Raw genomic sequence first — 19,453 nt, forward strand, 5'->3', positions numbered from 1 at the left:
CTGGTCACCTCCCGCGTGCTCGCCGGCACCATCCGGCGTACCGGTGACGACGAGCGCGACCTCGCGCTGGCCGCGATGCTCGCCCACTCGAGCAAGGACCTCGAGGAGCACGAGTACGCCGTCCGGTCGGTCGCCGAGGCGCTCGAGCCGTACTGCTCGTCGATGAACGTGCCCGAGACGCCGTTCGTCCTGCACCTACCCAACGTGCTGCACCTGGCGACCGACGTCGCGGGTGTCGCCCGCGACGGGGAGTCGTCCCTCGAGCTGGCCGCCGCGCTGCACCCGTCCGCCGCTGTCGGCGGCACCCCGACGCCGGTCGCGCGCGCCCTGATCAGCGAGATCGAGGGCATGGATCGGGGCCGCTACGCCGCTCCGGTCGGCTGGATGGATGCCACCGGTGACGGCGAGTGGGGCATCGCCCTGCGCTCGGGCGTGATCGACGGCGCGACCGTGCGCCTCTTCGCCGGCTGCGGCATCGTCGGTGGCTCCGACCCGCAGGCCGAGCTCGCCGAGTCGCAGGCGAAGTTCGTGCCGGTGCGCGACGCGCTCACCAGCTGAACCGCCGGAATCGTGGCGGCGGGCCGCAGCTCCGCCTAGTCTCCGGCGTGACGCCGGCCGGCGTCGGACCTGCGAACCCAGGAGCCTTCATGAAGAAGCTTGCCGTCGCCCTCGTCGCCGTCAGCGCCCTGTCACTCGCCGCCTGCGGCGGATCGGACACGTCCGCGAAGGACACCGCCAGCCCGTCGCCCTCCACGCTGACGAAGGCGGAGTACCTCAAGCAGGCCGACGCCCTCTGTGCCGGTATGAACGCATCCATCGACAAGGCCAGCCAGACGCTCGGGGACTCCCCTGACGCCGCCGCGCTCGAGGCCTTCACCAACGACACGGTCCTGCCCACGACGAAGAAGGTCATCTCCAAGATCGAGGCTCTGACCCCGCCGGCCGAGCTCAAGGCCCAGGTCGACGCGATGCTGACCGAGGTCAACGCGCAGATCGCCAAGGTCGAGGCGGACTGGAAGTACGGCATGACCCCGAAGGCCTTCACCAAGGCCAACAAGATGGCGATGGATCTCGGCCTTCCTGCCTGCGGCAGCTGACCTTCGGCGTACGACGCGCGGCCGCGACCCCTCCGGGTCGTGGCCGCGCGCGTTTCACCAGCTGAGCTCGGTCGCCTCCGCAACCCGGGCGTAGTCGAGGCCGGCCGCGCCGAGGAAGCGCCCCAGATGCGCGTCCACCGCGCCGAGGCCGCGCGCGCTGTAGACCTCGTCGTGGATCGCGAGGTTGTGTGCCGCGCCGACGCCCCGCGCGAAGTCGATCGCCTCGGAGACCTTCAGCCACGGGGCACTCACCGGCAGGCAGAGCACGTCGACGTGCTCCCCCGGCGCCGTCAGCGCATCACCCGGGTGGAAGAGCCGGGTGTGCCCGTCGCTCACGAGATACCCGCTGTTGTGGATGCGCGGGATCTCGTGGTGGATCTCGGCGTGCATCTCGCCGACGGTCTCGACCTGGAACCCGGCGGCGGTGAAGCCGGTGCCGGGCCGCAGCACCGTCACCCGCTCGCGGACGTCGGGGGCTTCAGCAGCCAGCAGGTCCGCGACGCCGGCGATGGTGAACACCTCCGCGTCGGTACGCCGCAGCAGGTCGGCGTTCACGTGATCGGCGTGCTCGTGGGTGATCAGGACGGCGTCGGCACCGTCGATCGCTTCCGCGCTGGTCCAGACGCCGGGGTCGATGACGAGGACCCGACCCTCGTGCTCGATCCGGACGCAGGCGTGACCGAATTTCACGATCTTCATGGGCCCGACGCTACGCCGTCGTGTGGTCGAGGTAGCACCAGCGCCAGTCCTCATCCGCCTCGGCAGACTGGATGACCGGATGCCCGGTCGCGTGGAAGTGCGCGGTCGCGTGCTGGCCCGCTGACGAGTCGCAGCAGCCGGTGTGGCCGCAGGCCAGGCACTCGCGCAGCGACACCCACGAGCGGCCATCGGCCAGACACTCCTCGCAGGCGGTGCCCGTCGTGACGACGACGGGCGCGGCACGCAGGTGGACGCAGTCCGCACCGCTCTGGCGCAGACCCGTGGAGCTGATCACCCGTGCCCGCTCAGCGGTCGCGGTGAGCAGCACCGACTCCTCCACGTCGAGCATCGCGAGCACCTGGCGTACGACCTCCGACGGCACCGTCCCGGCGCTGCGGATCTCGAGCACGCGCCCGCGCTCGCGACCGTCGGCGGCTCCGCAGCCCAGCGCGAGATCGTCGAGGAGACGCTGCTCCTCGCGCTCTGGCGCGACGGACGGCTCGACCTGGCCCGTGAGGTCCTCGACGACCGCGTGGTCCGCCGACACTCGCCACTCGACGAACGACGCCTCCGGCTGACCGCGGTGTGACCCGTCAGCCGAGGAGGGCCCTGGCCTCGGGAGAGCTGTAGAAGCCGGCGAGGCGGCGGCGGATCAGGCCCTCGAGGACGCCGGCCTCGGCCAGAGCGTCGAGCACCGGCGGGCCGAAACGACGCGCCTCCTCGACGAGGTCCTCGCGGTCGAGCCCGAACTCGGCGAGCAGGTCGTGGAGCGTGAAGGACTCGTAGGTGTCGAAGAAGACCTCGACGCCCGAGGCGACGGCCGCGGCGATGTACGGCGTCGTCCGCAGGTCGAGCCAGAGCTGGTAGATCGCGACGAAGACGTCGACGAGCTGGCCCTCGCTGACCGTGCCCACCAGCTCGCTGAGCGGCCGGGTCGCCAGTGCGTCCCAGACCTCGAGGACGGCGGCGCGGAGCTCGTCGTCGGTCACGGTGTCGGCGGCGTTCTCGCCGAGGTAGCCGAGCAGGACGCCGGCGGCGCGCTCCGCCACCTCGCGGCTGCGCTGGTCCGCGCCGTCGAGGAGGCCGGCGCCGAGCTTCTCGGCGGCGTCGATGCCACTGCTGACGAGCGGCACCCGCTTGGCGATCCGGCGGCCGGTGGCGAGCGGGCCGATGGCCAGACCGCGCATGACCTCGCCGACCCCGGACTGCAGCGTGGCGTTGTCCGCCATGCCGCGCAGGATCCGCTCGCGGATGCCCCGCATCTCGGCGACGACGCTGACCAGCTCCGCGACACGGGCGCGCCCGACGAGGTCGCCGAGGGGCACCTCGTTGGCCGGGTGGCTCCGCACCCGGGCCGCGATGTCCGCGGCGATCTCCGGGATCGCGCCCGGGAGGCGGAAGGTCGCGACGTACTTCAGGGCGACGTCCGTGATCAGGTCGCGCCGCATGACCTGGTCCAGCCGGAGCGTGCCCAGCGTGGCGAGCAGGTGGTCGATCTCGACCACGACCTGCTCCTCGAACCGGTCGCCACGCAGCGCGGCGAGCTCGTGGGCGACATGGGCGTCGAGAAGCTGCTCGGCGAGGCTCATGCCCCCATGATCCCCGATCATGGGCGTACGGCGCTCCCGCGGACGGGTGGGCTGCCTCACGCGAGCGACAGGAAGAGCTTCTCCATCCGTGCGGTGTCGACGCCGTCGGGACCCTCTTCGCGCAGGCACGCCTGCATGCCCGTCGCGACGAGCGCGAAGCCGCTGCGGCTGAGGGCCTTGTTGACCGCCGCGAGCTGGGTCAGCGCGTCCTCGCAGTCCGCACCCTCCTCGAGCATCCGGATGACGGTGGCCAGATGACCGTGCGCCCGCTTCATCCGGGTGATGACGGGCTTGACCTCGTCCTGCGCCAGCTTCATGTCGCGACCTCTCCTGTCGTGGAGTCATGGAGTTTATCCCCCCAGGGGGTTCCATGTTACCGTCCTGAACACAGAACCCCCCGGGGGGTTATTCACCGCATCGGAAGGCACCGCCATGACCACCACGGCCCACTCCCCTCACGGGAAGGCGGTCCTCCGCGACCTCTCGCCGCAGCACCGCGCCCTGCGCCGCGCCATCCCCGACGCGTACGCCGGCTGGAGCGCACTGCACCAGGGCGTCTTCGCCCCGGGCGCCCTCGAGGTGAAGACCAAGGAGCTGATCGCGCTGGCGATCGGCATCGTCGAGGGCTGCGACGGATGCATCGCCTCGCACGGCCAGGCCGCGGCACGCGCTGGCGCCAGCCGCCAGGAGGCGGCCGAGACCATCGGCGTCACGTTCCTGATGCACGGCGGCCCGGCCACCGTCCACGGTGCCCGCGCGTACGAGGCGTTCTGCGAGTTCGCCGACGCCCTCGAGGCCGGCGAGTCCCCCGCCTGACCACGTAACCCGACCCGAGAAGGAGATCACCATGTGTCGCCCCGTCCCCTGCAAGCAGTGTGGCAAGACCACCTGGACCGGCTGCGGCCAGCACGTCGCCGACGTGAAGGCAGTCGTTCCCGCCGCGAACTGGTGCGCCGGGCATGCGGCGCCCGCGGCAACGACTGGCTGGCTCAGCCGTCTGACCCGCCGCTGACCCGCCGTCGGGCTATCCACGCCGTCACTCCGTGACAGTTCCGCAGCGTGTGACAGCTCCGAAATGTCAGCAGGGGCGAAAATGTCAGTCTGACACTTTCGCCCCTGCTGCTGGCTCACTCCCAGGCGGCCTCCGGCCGCTGGTCGCTCGCTACTCCCATTCGATCGTGCCCGGGGGCTTGGACGTCACGTCCAGCGTCACCCGGTTGATCTCCTTGACCTCGTTCGTGATCCGCGTAGAGATCTTCTCGAGCACCTCGTACGGCAGGCGGGCCCAGTCGGCCGTCATCGCGTCCTCGGAGGTGACCGGGCGCAGGACGACCGGGTGGCCGTAGGTGCGGCCGTCACCCTGGACGCCGACCGAGCGGACGTCGGCGAGCAGCACGACCGGCATCTGCCAGATCGAGCCATCGAGGCCGGCCTTCGTCATCTCCTCGCGCGCGATCGCGTCGGCATCGCGCAGGATGTCGAGGCGCTCGCGGGTGACCTCACCGATGATCCGGATGCCGAGGCCGGGACCCGGGAACGGCTGGCGCTGGACGATCACGTCCGGCAGGCCGAGCTGCGCACCCACGGCGCGGACCTCGTCCTTGAAGAGCTCACGCAGCGGCTCGACCAGCTCGAACTCGAGGTCCTCCGGGAGGCCGCCGACGTTGTGGTGGGACTTGATCGTCGAGGTGCCGGCACCGTGGCCCGACTCGACGACATCCGGGTAGAGCGTGCCCTGGACCAGGAAGCCGACCTTCGTGCCCTCGGGCGCCGACTTGATGACCTCGATCTCGGCACCCTCGAAGGCACGGATGAACTCGCGGCCGATGATCTTGCGCTTGGCCTCGGGCTCGGAGACACCGGCGAGCGCGTCGAGGAACTGCTTCTCGGCGTCGACGACGATCAGCTTCGCGCCCGTGGCAGCCACGAAGTCGCGCTCGACCTGCTCGGTCTCGTCCTTGCGCATCAGGCCGTGGTCGACGTACACGCAGGTGAGGCGGTCGCCGATCGCCTTCTGCACGATGGCAGCCGCGACGGCGGAGTCGACGCCGCCGGAGAGGCCACAGATCGCGCGACCCTCGGTGCCGATCTGCTCCTTGATGCGCGCGATCTGCTCGTCGGCGATGTTGCCGATCGTCCAGGTCTGGCGGCAGCCGGCGATGTTCCACAGGAAGTGCTCGAGGACCTGCTGGCCGTGCTCGGAGTGGAGCACCTCCGGGTGCCACTGCACGCCGGCGTAGCCGCGGGCGACGTCCTCGAACGCCGCGACCGGGGTGACCTCGGTCGAGGCGAGGACGGTGAAGCCCTCGGGCGCCGCGACGACCTGGTCGCCGTGCGACATCCAGATGTTGTGGGTGGTCGGCATCCCGGCGAGCAGCGTGCCCGGCTCGAGGACGGTGACCGGCGTACGGCCGTACTCGCGCAGGCCGGTCGCGTCGACCTTGCCGCCGAGCGCCTGCGCCATGGTCTGGAAGCCGTAACACATGCCGAAGACCGGGACCTCGCCGGTGAAGAGCTCACCGTTGAGCGAGGGAGCGCCGTCCTCGTAGACCGACGACGGACCGCCGGAGAGGATGATCGCCTTCGGCTTCTTCGCCAGCATCTCGGCGACGGGCAGCGTGTGCGGCACGATCTCGGAGTAGACCTTGGCCTCGCGGACACGCCGCGCGATCAGCTGGGCGTACTGCGCCCCGAAGTCGACGACGAGGACGAGGTCGTGCGCAGAAGTCTCAGTCACGCGCGGATTCTATCGTCCGTACGCCGCCCTCCCGGACGCCGTCCCGGTCTGGCCACAACCCGCGACTCAACACGCCAAAACCCGGGGCTCGACGCGGCAAAACCCGGGTCTGAACGCGTCAGGACCCCGCCGGGGAGGGAGGGTGGCGGGGTCCTGACCATCCACGCTTTCGTGGAACAGCGCGGACATGGGACCCGGTATGGGAGGGAGCAAGACTCTCCGGGCCCACCCGGTGCAACGACCTCCCCTAGGACGCGTTACGGCCCGGCCCCGAAAGACTCGGGGCCGGGCCGTACGCGGGCCGCTCCGTGGGGCGCGTGGGACGCAGGTGACGTCAGATCATGTCAGCTCACGCCGACGATCGGCAGCCGCAGGGCCGCCGGAGCGGCCTCGGGGACGACCGGGTTCTTCGGCTGGACCGCGGAGATCCGCTGGTAGGCCTCGCCCTGGGCGGGGCGGGTGTCGGCCTCGCCCTTGTTCGGCCAGAACGACAGCGCCCGCTCAGCCTGGGCGGTGATCGTCAGCGACGGGTTGACACCCAGGTTCGCCGAGATCGTGGAGCCGTCCATGATGTGCAGGCCCTCGTAGCCGTACATCCGGTGGAACGGGTCGACGACACCGGTCTCCGCCGAGTCACCGATCGTGCAGCCACCGATGAAGTGCGCGGTGAGCGGGATGTTGAACGGCTCGCCGATCGTGCCGCCCGCGACACCGTTGAGGTTGTCCGCCATCTGGCGTGCGGCCTCGTTGGCGACCGGGATCCACGACGGGTTCTCGCCGCCGTGACCCTGCTTCGACGTCATGAACGAGCCACCACCGGGCAGCTTGACCCGGCGCGTGGTGATCGAGTTGTCGAGCGTCTGCATGACCAGCAGGATCACGACCCGCTCGGACCAGTGCTTCACGTCGTACAGGTTGGTGACGTTCTTCGGGTTGAGGAAGAGCTTGGCGTAGTCCTTCGCCCAGCGACCGAAGCGGCCCGGACCACCGTCGGAGAGCACGGTCTGCATGAGGGCCATGGCGTTGGAGCCCTTGCCGTAGCGCACCGGCTCGATGTGGGTGACCTCGTCGGGGTGCCACGACGACGTGATCGCGACGCCGTCGGTGAAGTCGACGTCGGAGCCACGCTCGGAGATCACACCGAGGATCGACTCCGAGTTGGTGCGGGTGAGGACACCGATGCGGTCGGAGACCTTCGGCAGCGAGCCCTCGTCCTTGAGCTTGTGCAGCAGTTTCTGGGTGCCCAGCGCAGCAGCGGCGAAGATGACGTGGTCCGCTGTGAAGGTCTTGACCGCGGTCTTGCGCGACAGCTTCGCCTTCGTCCAGCGCGCGGTGACGGTGTAGCCGCCGCCGACCTTCGGACGCACGTCGGTGACCGTCGTCAGCGGGTGCACCTCGGCACCGGCCTGCTCGGCCAGGTAGAGGTAGTTCTTGACGAGGGTGTTCTTCGCACCGTGACGGCAGCCAGTCATGCACTCGCCACAGTTGGTGCACGTCGTACGAGCCGGGCCGACGCCGCCGAAGTACGGGTCCTCGACGTCCTTGCCGCCGTCGCGACCGTCCTCGCCACCGAACAGGACGCCGACCGGCGTCATGTGCAGCGAGTCGGCGGTGCCGAACTGCTCGGCCACGCGCGCGACCTCACGGTCGGAGGCGGTCTCGCACGGGTTCGTGACGACGCCCAGCATCCGCTTGGCCTGGTCGTAGTACGGCGCGAGCTCGGACTTCCAGTCGGTGATGTGCGCCCACGAGCGGTCCTTGTAGAACGCGTCGAGGGGTTCGTAGAGCGTGTTGGCGTAGACCAGCGAGCCACCACCGACACCCGCGCCGGCGAGGATCAGGCAGTCCTTGACCATGTCGATGCGCTGGATGCCGTAGGCGCCGATCGCGGGGTTGAAGAGGAACTTCTTCAGGTCCCACGAGGTCTTGGCGAAGTCCTCGTCGCGGAAGCGCGCACCGGCCTCGAGAACGCCGACCTTGTAGCCCTTCTCGGTCAGGCGCAGCGCCGAGACCGAGCCGCCGAAGCCGGACCCGATGACCAGGACGTCGTAGTGCTGACCGCTCACGAGGTGCGGCCCAGCTTGGACATGAGCTTCTCGTTCAGCGTCTGGATGCCGGCCCACTGCTTGTTGTTGAGCGGACCGATCGCGGCGAGAGGCAGCAGCCGCTGCGTGCCGACGGACTGCACCTCGGTGTAGCGGTGGATGCCCTCGGCGCCCTGGCGACGACCGAGGCCAGACTCGCGCATGCCGCCCATCGGCGCCTCGAGGCTGCCGAACGTCGCCGCGTACGCCTCGTTGATGTTGACCGTGCCGGCCTTGATCTCGCGGGCGATGGCGCGGCCGCGCTTGGCGTCCTTGGTCCAGACGGACGCGTTGAGGCCGTAGCAGCCCTCGTTGGCGAGCGCGATCGCCTCGGTCTCCTCGTGGAAGCGGTAGACCGAGATGACCGGGCCGAACGTCTCGTTGGCGTAGATGTCCATCTCGGGCGTGACGCCCTCGAGGATCGTCGGCTCGAGGAAGTACGGCGCGATGTCGGGGCGGTGCTTGCCGCCGGTGAGCACCGTGGCGCCCTTGGAGACGGCGTCCTCGATGTGCGCGAGAGCGGTGTCGAGCTGGTCCTGCGAGATGAGCGAGCCCATGTCGATGGCCCAGTCCTGGCCGGCACCCAGCGTCATCGCCTCGGTGCGGGCGACGAAGCGGCCCACGAAGCGGTCGTAGATCTTGTCGGCCACGAACATGCGCTCGGTGGAGACACAGAGCTGACCCGCGTTGGAGTACGTCGCACGCACGGCGCCCTCGGAGGCGCGCTCGATGTTGGCGTCCTCGAGGATGACGATCGGGTTCTTGCCACCGAGCTCGAGCGAGCAGTTGATCAGGCGCTCGGCGCAGCCGGCGGCAACGCGCTTGCCGGTCGCGGTCGAGCCGGTGAAGCAGATGTAGTCGGCGCGCTCGATGATCGCGGTGCCGACCTTCGAGCCGGGGCCCGCGACCGGGATCCACAGGTCCTCGGGGAAGCCGGCCTCACGGAGCAGCTTCACGCCGACGAGGGCGGTGAGCATGGTCTGGCTGTCGGCCTTGGCGACGACGGCGTTGCCGGCCATGAGCGCCGGGATGCCGTCCGACATCGCCATCGTGAACGGGTAGTTCCACGGCGAGATGATGCCGACGACGCCCTTGGGCACGCGGTTGAGGTCGATGCGGGTGAGGCCCGGGAGGACACCCTGACGACGCTGGGTGTCCAGGTGACGGTGCGCGGTGCGCGCGTAGTAACGCGCGGTCAGCGCGACGTGGAAGACCTCGTTGTACGCGTCGCGACGCGCCTTCGCGGACTCCCAGACGGCGATGTCCATGATCTCGTCGGCGTTGGCCAGGACGAGGTCGTGGAAGCGCATCAGGATCGCGGCACGCTCGTCGATCGAGGTGCGGGCCCACTTCGCCTGCGCGGCACGCGCACGGGTGAAGGCGGACGTCACGTCGTCGATCGAGGACTGCGGGATGACGCCGAGCGGCTGGCCGTTGATCGGCGACACCGACGGGACCACGTTGCCCGAGGTCGCGAGGAGCTGATCGGTCAGCGACGCGACGTACTGCGGGTCGAGGGCGTAGGAGCCCTCGATGTTGTGCTCGGGGTCGTGCGGTCCGTCGACCGTGCCCTTGTTCTCGGACGGCTCGTTGCTGCGTGCGCTCATGGGTCGAGGGTAGGCGACACGATGTCTCATTAACCAGCGTTCAACAGGTGTGAGACTTTTTACACTCTCCGTGGAGATGTCAACTGTCCAGCGGGTCCTCAGATGAGGTCCGGGAGGCTGACGCGGGCCTCGTCCGCCTCCTGGTCGGTCAGCATCTTCTGGCTCTGCCGCTCCGCCTCGACGCGTCGGCGGTAGTGGTCCACCTCGGCCGCGAGGCGATCCTCGGTCCACCCCAGGAGCTCGCCGATCAGGCGCGCCACCTCGGGTGCCGCCCCGACGCCCCGGTCGAACGTCTCGATCGAGATCCGCGTACGCCGCACCAGCACGTCGTCGAGGTGGCGGGCGCCCTCGTGGGTCACCGCGTGGACCACCTCGGCAGCCAGGTAGTCCTCCGCGCCCGCGAGCGGGGCGGAGAGGTCGGGCCGGTCCGCGATCAGGTCGAGGATGTCGTCGATGCGGCCGCCGTGACGACCGAGCAGGTGGTCGATCCGGGCCAGGTGCAGTCCACTGCGGCGGGCCAGCATGACCCGCTGGTTGGCGCGGGTCTCGTAGCCGTCGGCGCCGACGAGCGGCACCCGGTCGGTGATCGAGTCGCGCACCATCGGCGAGCCACCGCTGCGCAGCGAGTGGCTGGCCGCATCGATCGCATCCTTCGCCATCACCCGGTACGTCGTGAGCTTGCCGCCGGCGATCATCACCAGGCCCGGCACCGGCGTGACCACGGTGTGCTCGCGGCTGATCCGGCTGGTCGGCTCGGACTCGCCGGAGAGCAGCGGCCGCAACCCGGCGTACACGCCCTCGACGTCATCGTGGTCGAGCGGCTCGCGCAGGATCCGGTTGACGTGCTCGAGGATGTAGTCGATGTCCGTGCGGCTCGCGGCGGGGTGCGCCCGGTCGAGGTCCCAGGCGGTGTCCGTCGTGCCGATGATCCAGTGCCGGCCCCACGGGATCACGAAGAGCACCGACGTCTCGGTGCGGACGATGAAGCCCGACTCCGACCGGATCCGGTCGCGCGGGACGACGATGTGGATGCCCTTGCTGGCCTTGACGTGCAAGGAGCCACGGCCACCGACGAGCTCCTGGATCTCGTCGGTCCAGACCCCGGCGGCGTTGACGATGACGCGGGCCCGGATCTCGAAGACCTCCTCCTTCTCCAGGTCGAACGCCTTCACCCCGACGACCCGCTCCCCCTCGCGGATGAAGCCGATGCACGCCGTGCGGGTGGCGATCTGCGCTCCGTGCGCCGCAGCGGTGCGGGCGACGGTCATCACCAGTCGGGCGTCGTCGACCTGCGCGTCGTAGTACTGGATCGCGCCCGCGAGCTTGGAGGCCTTGAAGTCGGGGGCGATCCGCGCCACCGCCTTGCGACTGAGGTGCCGGTGCCGCGGGAGGCCCATGTCGCCGCCGTTCTCAGCGAGGGCGCCGAACTTGGCCATCGCGTCGTAGAAGGCGAGGCCGGCTCCGACGTACGGCCGCTCCCAGCCGCGACGGGTCAACGGGTAGAGGAACGGGACCGGCCTGACCAGGTGCGGAGCGAGCCGGGTGAGCAGCAGTCCGCGCTCGTGCAGCGCCTCCCTGACCAGCGCGAAGTCCATCATCTCGAGGTAGCGGAGACCTCCGTGGACCAGCTTGCTGCTCCGGCTCGACGTGCCGGAGGCGAGGTCGCGCTGCTCGATCAGCCCGGTGGTGAGACCGCGCGTGACCGCGTCGAGCGCGGCTCCGACTCCCGTGATGCCACCGCCGACGACGAGGACGTCGACCTCGTTGCCGGGCGTGCCCAGCTGCTCGAGCGCGGTCTCCCGCGCCTCCGGACTCAGCGCACTGGCGTTACCCATGCCCCTTGTCTACTCCCCCACACACGTCGAAACCCGGGTTTCGCCGCGGCGAGACCCGGGTTTCGGCGTACGAAGGTCAGGAGTTGACGACGATCTCGACGCGCTGGAACTCCTTGAGCTCCGTGTAGCCGGTCGTGGCCATCGAGCGCTTCAGCGCGCCGATGAGGTTCATCGTGCCGTCGGCGACGCGGGACGGTCCGAGGAGGACCTCCTCCATGGTGCCGACCGTGCCGAACTCGACGCGCTCACCGCGCGGCAGCTCCTCGTGGTGCGCCTCGGTGCCCCAGTGGAAGCCGGCGCCCGGCGCGTCGGACGCACGCGCGAAGGGCGAACCCACCATGACCGCGTCCGCGCCGCAGGCGATCGCCTTGGCGATGTCACCCGAGCGGCCGATCGATCCGTCGGCGATGACGTGCACGTAGCGACCGCCTGACTCGTCGAGGTAGTCGCGACGGGCAGCGGCGACGTCGGCGACGGCGGAGGCCATCGGGACCGCGACGCCGAGCACCGTGCGGGTGGTGTGGGCGGCGCCGCCACCGAACCCGACCAGTACGCCGGCGGCGCCGGTGCGCATCAGGTGCAGGGCCGCGGTGTACGTCGCGCAGCCACCGACGATGACCGGGACGTCGAGCTCGTAGATGAACTCCTTGAGGTTCAGCGGCTCCGCCTGGCTGCTCACGTGCTCCGCCGAGACGGTCGTGCCGCGGATGACGAACATGTCGACGCCCGCGTCGACGACGCACTTGGCGAACTCCTTGGTGCGCTGCGGTGACAGCGAGCCAGCGACGGTGACGCCGGACTCCCGGATCTCGCGCAGGCGCGCGGTGATCAGCTCGGGCTTGATCGGCTCGGCGTAGATCTCCTGCATGCGGCGGGTCGCGTCGAGGCCCCGCAGGCCCGCGACCTCGGCGAGCAGCGCGGTCGGGTCCTCGTAGCGGGTCCAGAGACCCTCGAGGTTGAGGACGCCCAGACCACCGAGCTTGCCCAGCGCGATCGCGCTCGATGGCGACATGACCGAGTCCATCGGCGCGGCGACGACCGGCAGGTCGAAGCGGTACGCGTCGATCTGCCACGCAACGCTGACCTCCTCGGGGTCGCGCGTGCGCCGCGAGGGCACGATCGCGATGTCGTCGAAGGAGTACGCGCGGCGAGCACGCTTGGCGCGGCCGATCTCGATCTCAGTCACCGGGGCAGTCTAGAGGCAGCACCAGCCGTCGTACGCCGTCAGCCGACGTCGAAGAGGTTCTTCTGACCGAGCTTGTAGCGGGTGGCGTCGATGAGCTTGAACGCCTCCCACTCGATCGGCCGGTACATCTTCATGATCTTCGCGCGGGTCGCGGTCGATCCGGACGCGTCGAGGATCGCGTTGGCGGCCGTGCGGCCCGACTCGTTGGCGCCCTCCATGGTCGCGAGGTCGATGTTGGTGCGCACGAAGTCGCCGGCGAGGAAGAAGTTCGGGATCTTCGTCGTCGAGGTCGGGCGGTCCTTCCAGGAGTCCACGGTGTTGACCAGGAGCGGCTCCTCGTTGGTGTTCTCCCCCGTCGAGGCGTGGAACTGGATGCCCGGGTCGAGGTGCCACGAGTGGACGATGTCGTCGGGCAGGACCGAGCTGCCGGTGTCCTCCAGCGCCGCCTTCATCTGGGCCCACGCCTCGTTGAAGACCTCCTGGCGCGTGCATTCCTTGGCGGTCTTGCCGTAGAGGATGCCGGGGGTCGTCCAGTCCGAGATGTCGATGGAGAGACAGTCGACCGCGGTGCCGTCGCCGTACGTCGCCGCGAAGTTCTTCTCCCAGAACTGACCCTGCGTGAGGCCGGTGATCGACCACGGCGAGTCCATGAAGGCGATGTGGCCCTTGGTGATGTTGAGCGGCCGCTTGAGGAAGATCTGCAGGCCGTTCATCCAGTCCACGAAGAGGTTGTGCAGGCGCGAGAGCGACGGGTCGAGCCCGAGCACCGGAGCGGTGAGCAGCTTCGCGAGACGCTCGACGGGCATGGCACTGACGTACCAGTCAGCGGTGATCGCGAACGTCGTGCCGTCGGCCCGTCGTGCCCGTGCGCCACTGATCTTCCCGGCGCCGACGGTGAGGCCGGTGACCGTCGCACCGGTCACGAACTTCACGCCCTTCTGCCGCAGCAGGGCGACCCACGGGTCGATCCAGACCTCGTTGGTCGGGCCGTCGAGCACCTGGTCGGCGTGACCGGTCGTGCCGAGGCCGGCCAGCGCGTAGATGAACGCCTCGGCCATGTTGCCGATCGTGCGGGTGCTGGCGATCTCCTCCTTGGCAGCGACGAGCGCGCGCGTCAGGCCGCGTGCGGCGACCTGCTGGTACTCCTTGGAGCGCTTGGCCGCGCCGACGAAGTCCCACCAGGAGGTCTTCTCCCACTGGCCCATGCGGCGGGCGTCGCAGCTGGACAGGTAGACCAGCACACGGGAGGCGAAGTACGACGCCTCGACCGGTGACAGCTCCTGACCGCCGAGCCACTCGTCGCGGATCAGCCGCTGCAGCGCCTCGGGCGTCTTGAGGTCGCGCGGATCCGGGATGAAGCCGAACAGCTGGGCGTCGTTACGACCGCCCGATCGCGGGAAGTAGGGCACCGGTGCCGGCACGAGGTTGTCCTTGACGCCGTGCTTGTTGTCGGCGAACGGGATCCGCGACATCGTGTCGGGCACGTGCTTGTAGAAGCCGGGGAAGAACCGGAAGCCGTGCTCGCCCGGCAGCGGCAGCCGACCGCCCGCGGCCGTGCCCGCGACCGGGATGCTGCGCGCCTTGCCGCCGAGCTGGTTGCGCTCGTAGACGGTCACCTCGTAGCCGCGTTCGATCAGCTCGAACGCCGCCGACAGGCCGGCCATGCCTCCGCCCAGGATGGCGACCTTCTTCTTCGTCACCGCACCGAGCGCGGGCGACGGGACGACGGCGGCCGCTGCGGCGGCAACCCCGGAGGTGGCCAGGACGCTGCGGCGCGAGATCTGCTGCTTCGACGTGTTCACATCAGATGACAACGCCAGTAGTCGTGATCGGTCACGCCATCGGGTCAGCGGCCGCGCAGCTCGTCGAGCTCGCGGCGTTCGCGCTTGGTGGGTCGCCCGGCTCCGCGCTCACGGGCGAAGACCGGCGCCGCACGCTGCTCCTTCGGCGGCAGGGCGGGCGTGCGGTCCTCGCAGGCGAGGACTGCGACGGGCGCGCCGACCCGCTTGACCAGCAGCTGCTTCACGATCACCAGGTGCTCACGATCCGTGTAGACACGGACCTCGTCGCCGACCTTGACCGGCTGCGACGCCTTGGCGCGCACGCCGTTGATCCGGATGTGGCCGGCCTTGGCGCCGGCGGTCGCCTGCGAGCGGCTCTTGTAGAGCCGCACCGCCCAGCACCAGGCGTCGACGCGGACGCTCCCCTCGCTCATGTGCCGAGGCTAGCCCCGCGAACGCCGAAGGCCCGGCGTCCTGGGACACCGGGCCTTCGTGCGAGCGTGGTCAGCGCGCCGAGTAGTTGGGCGCCTCGACGGTCATCTCGATGTGGTGCGGGTGGCTCTCCTTGAGGGAGGCCGACGTGATCCGGATGAACTGACCCTTGGTCTGCAGGTCCGGGACGGTGCGCGCGCCGACGTAGAACATCGACTGCTGCAGGCCACCGACGAGCTGGTGCGTGACGGCGGCGAGCGGGCCGCGGTAGGCCACCCGGCCCTCGACACCCTCGGGCACGATCTTGTCGTCGCTGGTGACCTCGGCCTGGAAGTAGCGGTCCTTGGAGTAGGACTTCTTGCCACGCGAGGACATGGCGCCCAGCGAGCCCATGCCGCGGTAGGTCTTGAACTGCTTGCCCTGGTGGAAGACGATCTCGCCCGGCGACTCCTCGGTGCCCGCGAGCATCGAGCCGATCATGACGGTCGAGGCACCGGCGACCAGCGCCTTGGCGATGTCGCCGGACTGCTGCAGACCACCGTCGGCGATGACCGGAACGCCGGCCGGGGTCGCCGCGAGTGACGCCTCGTAGACCGCGGTGACCTGCGGGACGCCACAACCGGTGACGACGCGGGTGGTGCAGATCGAGCCGGGTCCGAAGCCGACCTTGACCGCGTCAGCACCGGCGTCGACGAACGCCTGCGCGCCGGCGCGGGTCGCGACGTTGCCGCCGATGACCTGGACGTGCTTGGTGGCCGGGTCGTTCTTCAGCTTGCGGACCATGTCGAGCAGGAGGTGCACGTGGCCGTGCGCGGTGTCGGCGACCAGGACGTCAACGCCGGCCTCGACCAGGGTGTTCGCGCGCTCCCAGGCGTCGCCGAAGTAGCCGACGGCGGCACCCACGAGAAGTCGGCCGTCCGCGTCACGCGAGGCGTCGGGGAACTGCTCGCCCTTGACGAAGTCCTTGACCGTGATCAGGCCGACGAGCTTGCCGTTGGCGTCGATCAGCGGGAGGCGCTCGAGCTTGTGCTTGCGCAGCAGCATCGTCGCGTCGTCGCGCGAGATGCCGGCGGGCCCGGTGATGAGCGGCATGCGTGTCATCACCTCGTCGACCTTGGTGGTCGACCACTCGGCCACCGGCGTGAACCGGAGGTCGCGGTTGGTGATGATGCCGACGAGGTTGTTGTCGGTGTCGACGACCGGCAGGCCGGACACGCGGTACTCGCCACAGATCGCGTCGAGCTGCTCGAGCGTCTTGTCAGCGGTGATCGTGACCGGGTTGGAGATGATGCCGGTCTGGGTCCGCTTGACCAGGTCGACCTGGTAGGCCTGCTCCTCGGTCGAGAGGTTGCGGTGCAGGATGCCGATGCCGCCCTGGCGCGCCATGGCGATCGCCATGCGCGACTCGGTGACGGTGTCCATCGCTGCGGAGATGAGCGGGACCTTCAGCGAGATCTCCCGCGTGAGCTTCGACGTGGTGTCGATGTCGGCGGGGTTGAGGTCCGACTCCCCCGGCAGCAGCAGGACGTCGTCGTACGTGAGGCCGAGTGCAGCAAACTTGTCGGGGAGCTCCATTGCGCCATTCTATGGGGCCGCCGGAGGCGATTCGACATGGGCTGGCCCACACGGACAGCCCACGGCAACCGCCCCCGAGGGCGCGTCGGGCGTCAGGCTGGGACCTGCTTCAGGTCGCGCAGGGGCACCCGGACGGTGAGCGTCTCCGCGGCCATCCGGATCCGGCCACGCAGGCCGGCCGAGAGGACCATCGGCAGGACCGCCTGGTTGTCGACGCCGGTGGTCATGACGAGGGTCGTGGCCTCGTCGGCCAGCGCCTTCCGGGCCACCTCGCGCAGCATCCGCTGGCCGATCCCGCGACGCTGGAAGTCGGGGATGACGCGCAGCGAGAGCTCGAGCGCACCCGCCTCCTCGGTGGGACGCAGCCGCGCCGTGGCGACCGTGACGCCGTCGAGCACCGCCACCACACCGTCCGGCTTGATCTCGAACGACGGCCCGCCCGCGCTCCGGTCCGGAACGCGCACCACATCGGGCTTGAACATCCGCGACATCACGTCGCCGACCAGGTCAGCCAACGCGGTCCCGCGGGCGATCTCCGTCGGCGTGAACGGCGCGGTCCGGTGGATCTGCACGCGCACGTCACCGACCGCGAGGTCCATGACGTCCTGCTCCGGGCCGCCGTCACGGCGTTCGGGCTCGGCGTCGAAGAGCTTCGCCACGATCTCCGGGAACGACGCCGGGTGCCCCGCGATCGCCCGGGCGGCCCGGACGTAGCGGGTCGGCTGGTCGACGAGGGCGTTCTCCGTGCAGCGGACGGCGGAGGCTTCGGTGCCTCCTGACTTCTCGACGAGCCGTGCGAGGTCGGCCTCGCTCCACCCTGACGGCGTACGCAGAATGAGCTCGTCGGTCACCGTGTCGACACCGGGGAAGATCTGCAGGCCGAGAATGTTGACGCCGGCTTCGCCGCAGTTCTGCGCAAGGACTGCGAGCGTTCCGGGCTGGTCCGGAAGGGTGGCGCGAACTCTCCACAGCATGACGATCTCCCTCAGGTCGACGGTGCTTGCCCCCTCGAAGGGGACACAGCCACCGTGACAGACCGGGATTGCCGCCCCGGGTCGGGAATGTTTCGCCTGTGCAACCTCACCGCCTCAGGCGGCGGGCTGCTTCTCGGACTCGACCTGCTCCGCCGGCGCCCAGCCCGGAGGGCCCCAGACGTAGCCCCAGCGGTCACGCCAGCTGGCGGCGTTGCGGACCTGGCGCAGCAGGGCGCCGAACGCGGCGTACTCCAGCTTGAAGGTGTTGAAGGTCTCGACCTTGTACGTGAGGCCGTACGTCGGGCGCTGGATCTCCTCCTGGAACGTGCCGAACATGCGGTCCCAGATGATCAGGATGCCGGCGTAGTTGCGGTCGAGGTAGATCTCGTCGGAGCCGTGGTGGACGCGGTGGTGCGACGGGGTGTTGAAGATGAACTCGAACCAGCGCGGGAGCTTGCCGATCAGCTCGGTGTGCGTGAAGAACTGCCAGACCAGGTTGACGCTGAAGCAGACGTAGAGGGTCCACGGCGCGAAGCCGAGGAGCGGCAGCGGGAGGAAGAAGAAGAGGTCGAACCACGGGTTCCACTTCTGCCGGAGCGCGGTGCCGAAGTTCATGTACTCGCTGGAGTGGTGCGACTGGTGCGCGGTCCAGCCGATGTTGTGCTCGTGGACGAACCGGTGCGTGCAGTAGAACGCCAGGTCGAGCGCGAGCATCGCGGCGACCCAGTAGCCGATGCTGCCGGTCCCCCACTGGATCGGCGCCACGTTGAGGTAGACCCACTGGTAGAGGAAGAACGTCAGCACCTTGAAGACGGTCAGCCAGAAGATCGAGCCGAGGCCCATCGAGATCGAGGCCCAGAAGTCGCGGCTCTTGTAGCCGGTCCGCGGCTTGGTGCCGGCAGCGACGCCCTCGTCGTCGAGCCAGGTCATCGCGGCGATCTCGAGCACGATCGAGAGCAGGAAGAACGGGATGGCGTAGGCCACCGGGTTGTGCTGCAGCGACAGCACCTGGTCGAGGTCGTACATCGGGTCTCCGGGTTTCTCTGGTCAGTCCAGTGTCGACTGCGGGATCGAGCCTGTCGAGGCTATATGACTCTTGAGTAAGTTAACCCCGGGTCATATGCCATGTCTAGACTCTCCTCCGTGAGCAGCGCCACCCGCACCCCTCGACCGAACGCCGGCACCAAGGGCGTCGCGCGCCCCGAGCGGGAGGCGCAGATCGTCGAGGCGGGCTGCCGCCTCTTCGGCGAGCGTGGCTACATCGGCACCTCGGTCGCCGATGTCGCCGAGTCCGCGGGCATCTCCAAGCCGCTGATCTACAACTACTTCGGGTCCAAGGACGGCCTGCACGTCGCCTGCGTGCAGCACGCCTCCGGCGTACTCGTCAGCGAGATCGAGCGGACGGCGGCCTCCGGCACGATCGGCTTCGCGCGCGCGGCCGTCACTCTCGACGGCATGTTCCGCCTGCTCGAGCCGCGGCCGTGGCTGTGGCGCGTGGTCTTCGACGCGACGGCACCTCGCGAGGGCGAAGCCCAGGCCTGGCTCGCGGAGCACGAACGCCGCATCATCGACTTCGGTCGCGAGGGCGTCGCCGAGCTGATGCACCTCTCCGGCAACCACGACGACCTCGACATCGACGCCATGCGCGCCGCCTGGGAGTCGATCTTCCGCTCGCTGGTCAACTGGTGGCTCGACCACCCCGGCGACTCCCCCGAGGAGATGACGCAGCGCTGCCTGCGGATCTTCACCACGGTCTTCGGCGAGCTCGACCTCGCCGGCACGGCGCTGGGCTGACCCGTCCGGCCGCCTGCGCGAAACTGTCAGGCTGACACTTTCGCCCAGCCTGACAGTTCGGAA

General features: G+C 69.6%; 19 protein-coding genes. 5 read left to right on the forward strand and 14 right to left on the reverse strand.

Features of this window, described 5'->3' with window-relative positions; genetic code table 11:
- Both EPD65_RS13395 and EPD65_RS13400 read left to right on the forward strand, forming a co-directional pair.
- Positions 1-558, forward strand: a 558-nt coding sequence (locus tag EPD65_RS13395; RefSeq protein WP_207891556.1) for an isochorismate synthase, incomplete at its 5' end; no start/stop codon positions are given.
- Between the two features lie 89 nt (positions 559-647).
- Positions 648-1,097, forward strand: coding sequence for a hypothetical protein (locus EPD65_RS13400; protein WP_131584984.1), 450 nt, complete (start codon positions 648-650; stop codon positions 1,095-1,097).
- A gap of 54 nt (positions 1,098-1,151) precedes the next feature.
- Here the strand turns inward: EPD65_RS13400 and EPD65_RS13405 are convergent, their stop codons facing one another.
- From EPD65_RS13405 to EPD65_RS13420, 4 genes are read right to left on the reverse strand one after another with little or no spacing between them, the layout of a single operon-like run.
- Positions 1,152-1,796 (reverse strand): MBL fold metallo-hydrolase, encoded by a 645-nt coding sequence (locus tag EPD65_RS13405; RefSeq protein ID WP_131584986.1) that lies wholly within the window; start codon positions 1,794-1,796, stop codon positions 1,152-1,154.
- A gap of 10 nt (positions 1,797-1,806) precedes the next feature.
- On the reverse strand, positions 1,807-2,343 hold the full coding sequence (locus EPD65_RS16605) for a UBP-type zinc finger domain-containing protein (protein ID WP_131584988.1): 537 nt from the start codon (positions 2,341-2,343) through the stop codon (positions 1,807-1,809).
- Positions 2,344-2,389: 46 nt separating this feature from the next.
- Positions 2,390-3,385, reverse strand: a complete 996-nt coding sequence (locus tag EPD65_RS13415; protein ID WP_131584990.1) for a hypothetical protein — start codon at positions 3,383-3,385, stop codon at positions 2,390-2,392.
- Between the two features lie 56 nt (positions 3,386-3,441).
- Positions 3,442-3,702: a metal-sensitive transcriptional regulator gene (locus EPD65_RS13420; RefSeq protein WP_131584992.1), complete on the reverse strand. Its 261-nt coding sequence runs from the start codon at positions 3,700-3,702 to the stop codon at positions 3,442-3,444.
- Between the two features lie 115 nt (positions 3,703-3,817).
- On the opposite strand from EPD65_RS13420, the gene EPD65_RS13425 reads away from it, so the two are divergent.
- Together EPD65_RS13425 and EPD65_RS16350 are read left to right on the forward strand one after the other, a co-directional pair.
- Positions 3,818-4,201, forward strand: a complete 384-nt coding sequence (locus tag EPD65_RS13425; protein ID WP_131584994.1) for a carboxymuconolactone decarboxylase family protein — start codon at positions 3,818-3,820, stop codon at positions 4,199-4,201.
- A gap of 31 nt (positions 4,202-4,232) precedes the next feature.
- A complete protein-coding gene (locus EPD65_RS16350; protein ID WP_165873010.1) occupies positions 4,233-4,397 on the forward strand; it encodes a hypothetical protein in 165 nt (54 codons plus the stop codon).
- Between the two features lie 150 nt (positions 4,398-4,547).
- Here EPD65_RS16350 and guaA read toward each other — a convergent pair whose 3' ends face one another.
- The 10 genes from guaA to EPD65_RS13475 all read right to left on the reverse strand — a co-directional run bounded on the left by guaA (position 4,548) and on the right by EPD65_RS13475 (position 18,622).
- Entirely contained in the window at positions 4,548-6,122 is a 1,575-nt protein-coding gene (gene guaA / locus EPD65_RS13430) for a glutamine-hydrolyzing GMP synthase (RefSeq protein WP_131584996.1), read from the reverse strand.
- 344 nt (positions 6,123-6,466) lie between these two features.
- The gene (locus EPD65_RS13435) at positions 6,467-8,188 is read right to left on the reverse strand and encodes a GMC oxidoreductase (protein WP_131584998.1); all 1,722 of its coding nucleotides are present in this window, start codon (positions 8,186-8,188) and stop codon (positions 6,467-6,469) included.
- Positions 8,185-9,813 carry a succinic semialdehyde dehydrogenase gene (locus tag EPD65_RS13440; protein WP_131585000.1) on the reverse strand — a complete coding sequence of 543 codons (1,629 nt, stop codon included), beginning with the start codon at positions 9,811-9,813 and terminating at the stop codon, positions 8,185-8,187. The genes EPD65_RS13435 and EPD65_RS13440 overlap by 4 nt, the downstream gene beginning before the upstream one ends.
- Before the next feature lie 98 nt (positions 9,814-9,911).
- The gene (locus EPD65_RS13445; protein WP_131585002.1) at positions 9,912-11,648 is read right to left on the reverse strand and encodes a glycerol-3-phosphate dehydrogenase/oxidase; all 1,737 of its coding nucleotides are present in this window, start codon (positions 11,646-11,648) and stop codon (positions 9,912-9,914) included.
- A 76-nt stretch (positions 11,649-11,724) separates the two neighbouring features.
- A complete protein-coding gene (locus tag EPD65_RS13450) occupies positions 11,725-12,834 on the reverse strand; it encodes a GuaB3 family IMP dehydrogenase-related protein (protein ID WP_131585004.1) in 1,110 nt (369 codons plus the stop codon).
- Positions 12,835-12,872: 38 nt separating this feature from the next.
- Positions 12,873-14,636, reverse strand: coding sequence for a hydroxysqualene dehydroxylase (locus EPD65_RS13455; RefSeq protein ID WP_131585006.1), 1,764 nt, complete (start codon positions 14,634-14,636; stop codon positions 12,873-12,875).
- Positions 14,637-14,680: 44 nt separating this feature from the next.
- A complete protein-coding gene (locus tag EPD65_RS13460; protein ID WP_131585008.1) occupies positions 14,681-15,049 on the reverse strand; it encodes an RNA-binding S4 domain-containing protein in 369 nt (122 codons plus the stop codon).
- Positions 15,050-15,119: 70 nt separating this feature from the next.
- A complete protein-coding gene (gene guaB / locus EPD65_RS13465; protein WP_131585010.1) occupies positions 15,120-16,622 on the reverse strand; it encodes an IMP dehydrogenase in 1,503 nt (500 codons plus the stop codon).
- A 92-nt stretch (positions 16,623-16,714) separates the two neighbouring features.
- Positions 16,715-17,596, reverse strand: a complete 882-nt coding sequence (locus tag EPD65_RS13470; RefSeq protein ID WP_131585012.1) for a GNAT family N-acetyltransferase — start codon at positions 17,594-17,596, stop codon at positions 16,715-16,717.
- A 114-nt stretch (positions 17,597-17,710) separates the two neighbouring features.
- Positions 17,711-18,622: a sterol desaturase family protein gene (locus EPD65_RS13475; protein WP_131585014.1), complete on the reverse strand. Its 912-nt coding sequence runs from the start codon at positions 18,620-18,622 to the stop codon at positions 17,711-17,713.
- A gap of 117 nt (positions 18,623-18,739) precedes the next feature.
- On the opposite strand from EPD65_RS13475, the gene EPD65_RS13480 reads away from it, so the two are divergent.
- A complete protein-coding gene (locus EPD65_RS13480) occupies positions 18,740-19,390 on the forward strand; it encodes a TetR/AcrR family transcriptional regulator (RefSeq protein ID WP_243640597.1) in 651 nt (216 codons plus the stop codon).
- Positions 19,391-19,453: the final 63 nt, after the last annotated feature.

Source organism: Nocardioides jejuensis (assembly GCF_004337475.1).
Lineage (GTDB): Bacteria > Actinomycetota > Actinomycetes > Propionibacteriales > Nocardioidaceae > Nocardioides > Nocardioides jejuensis.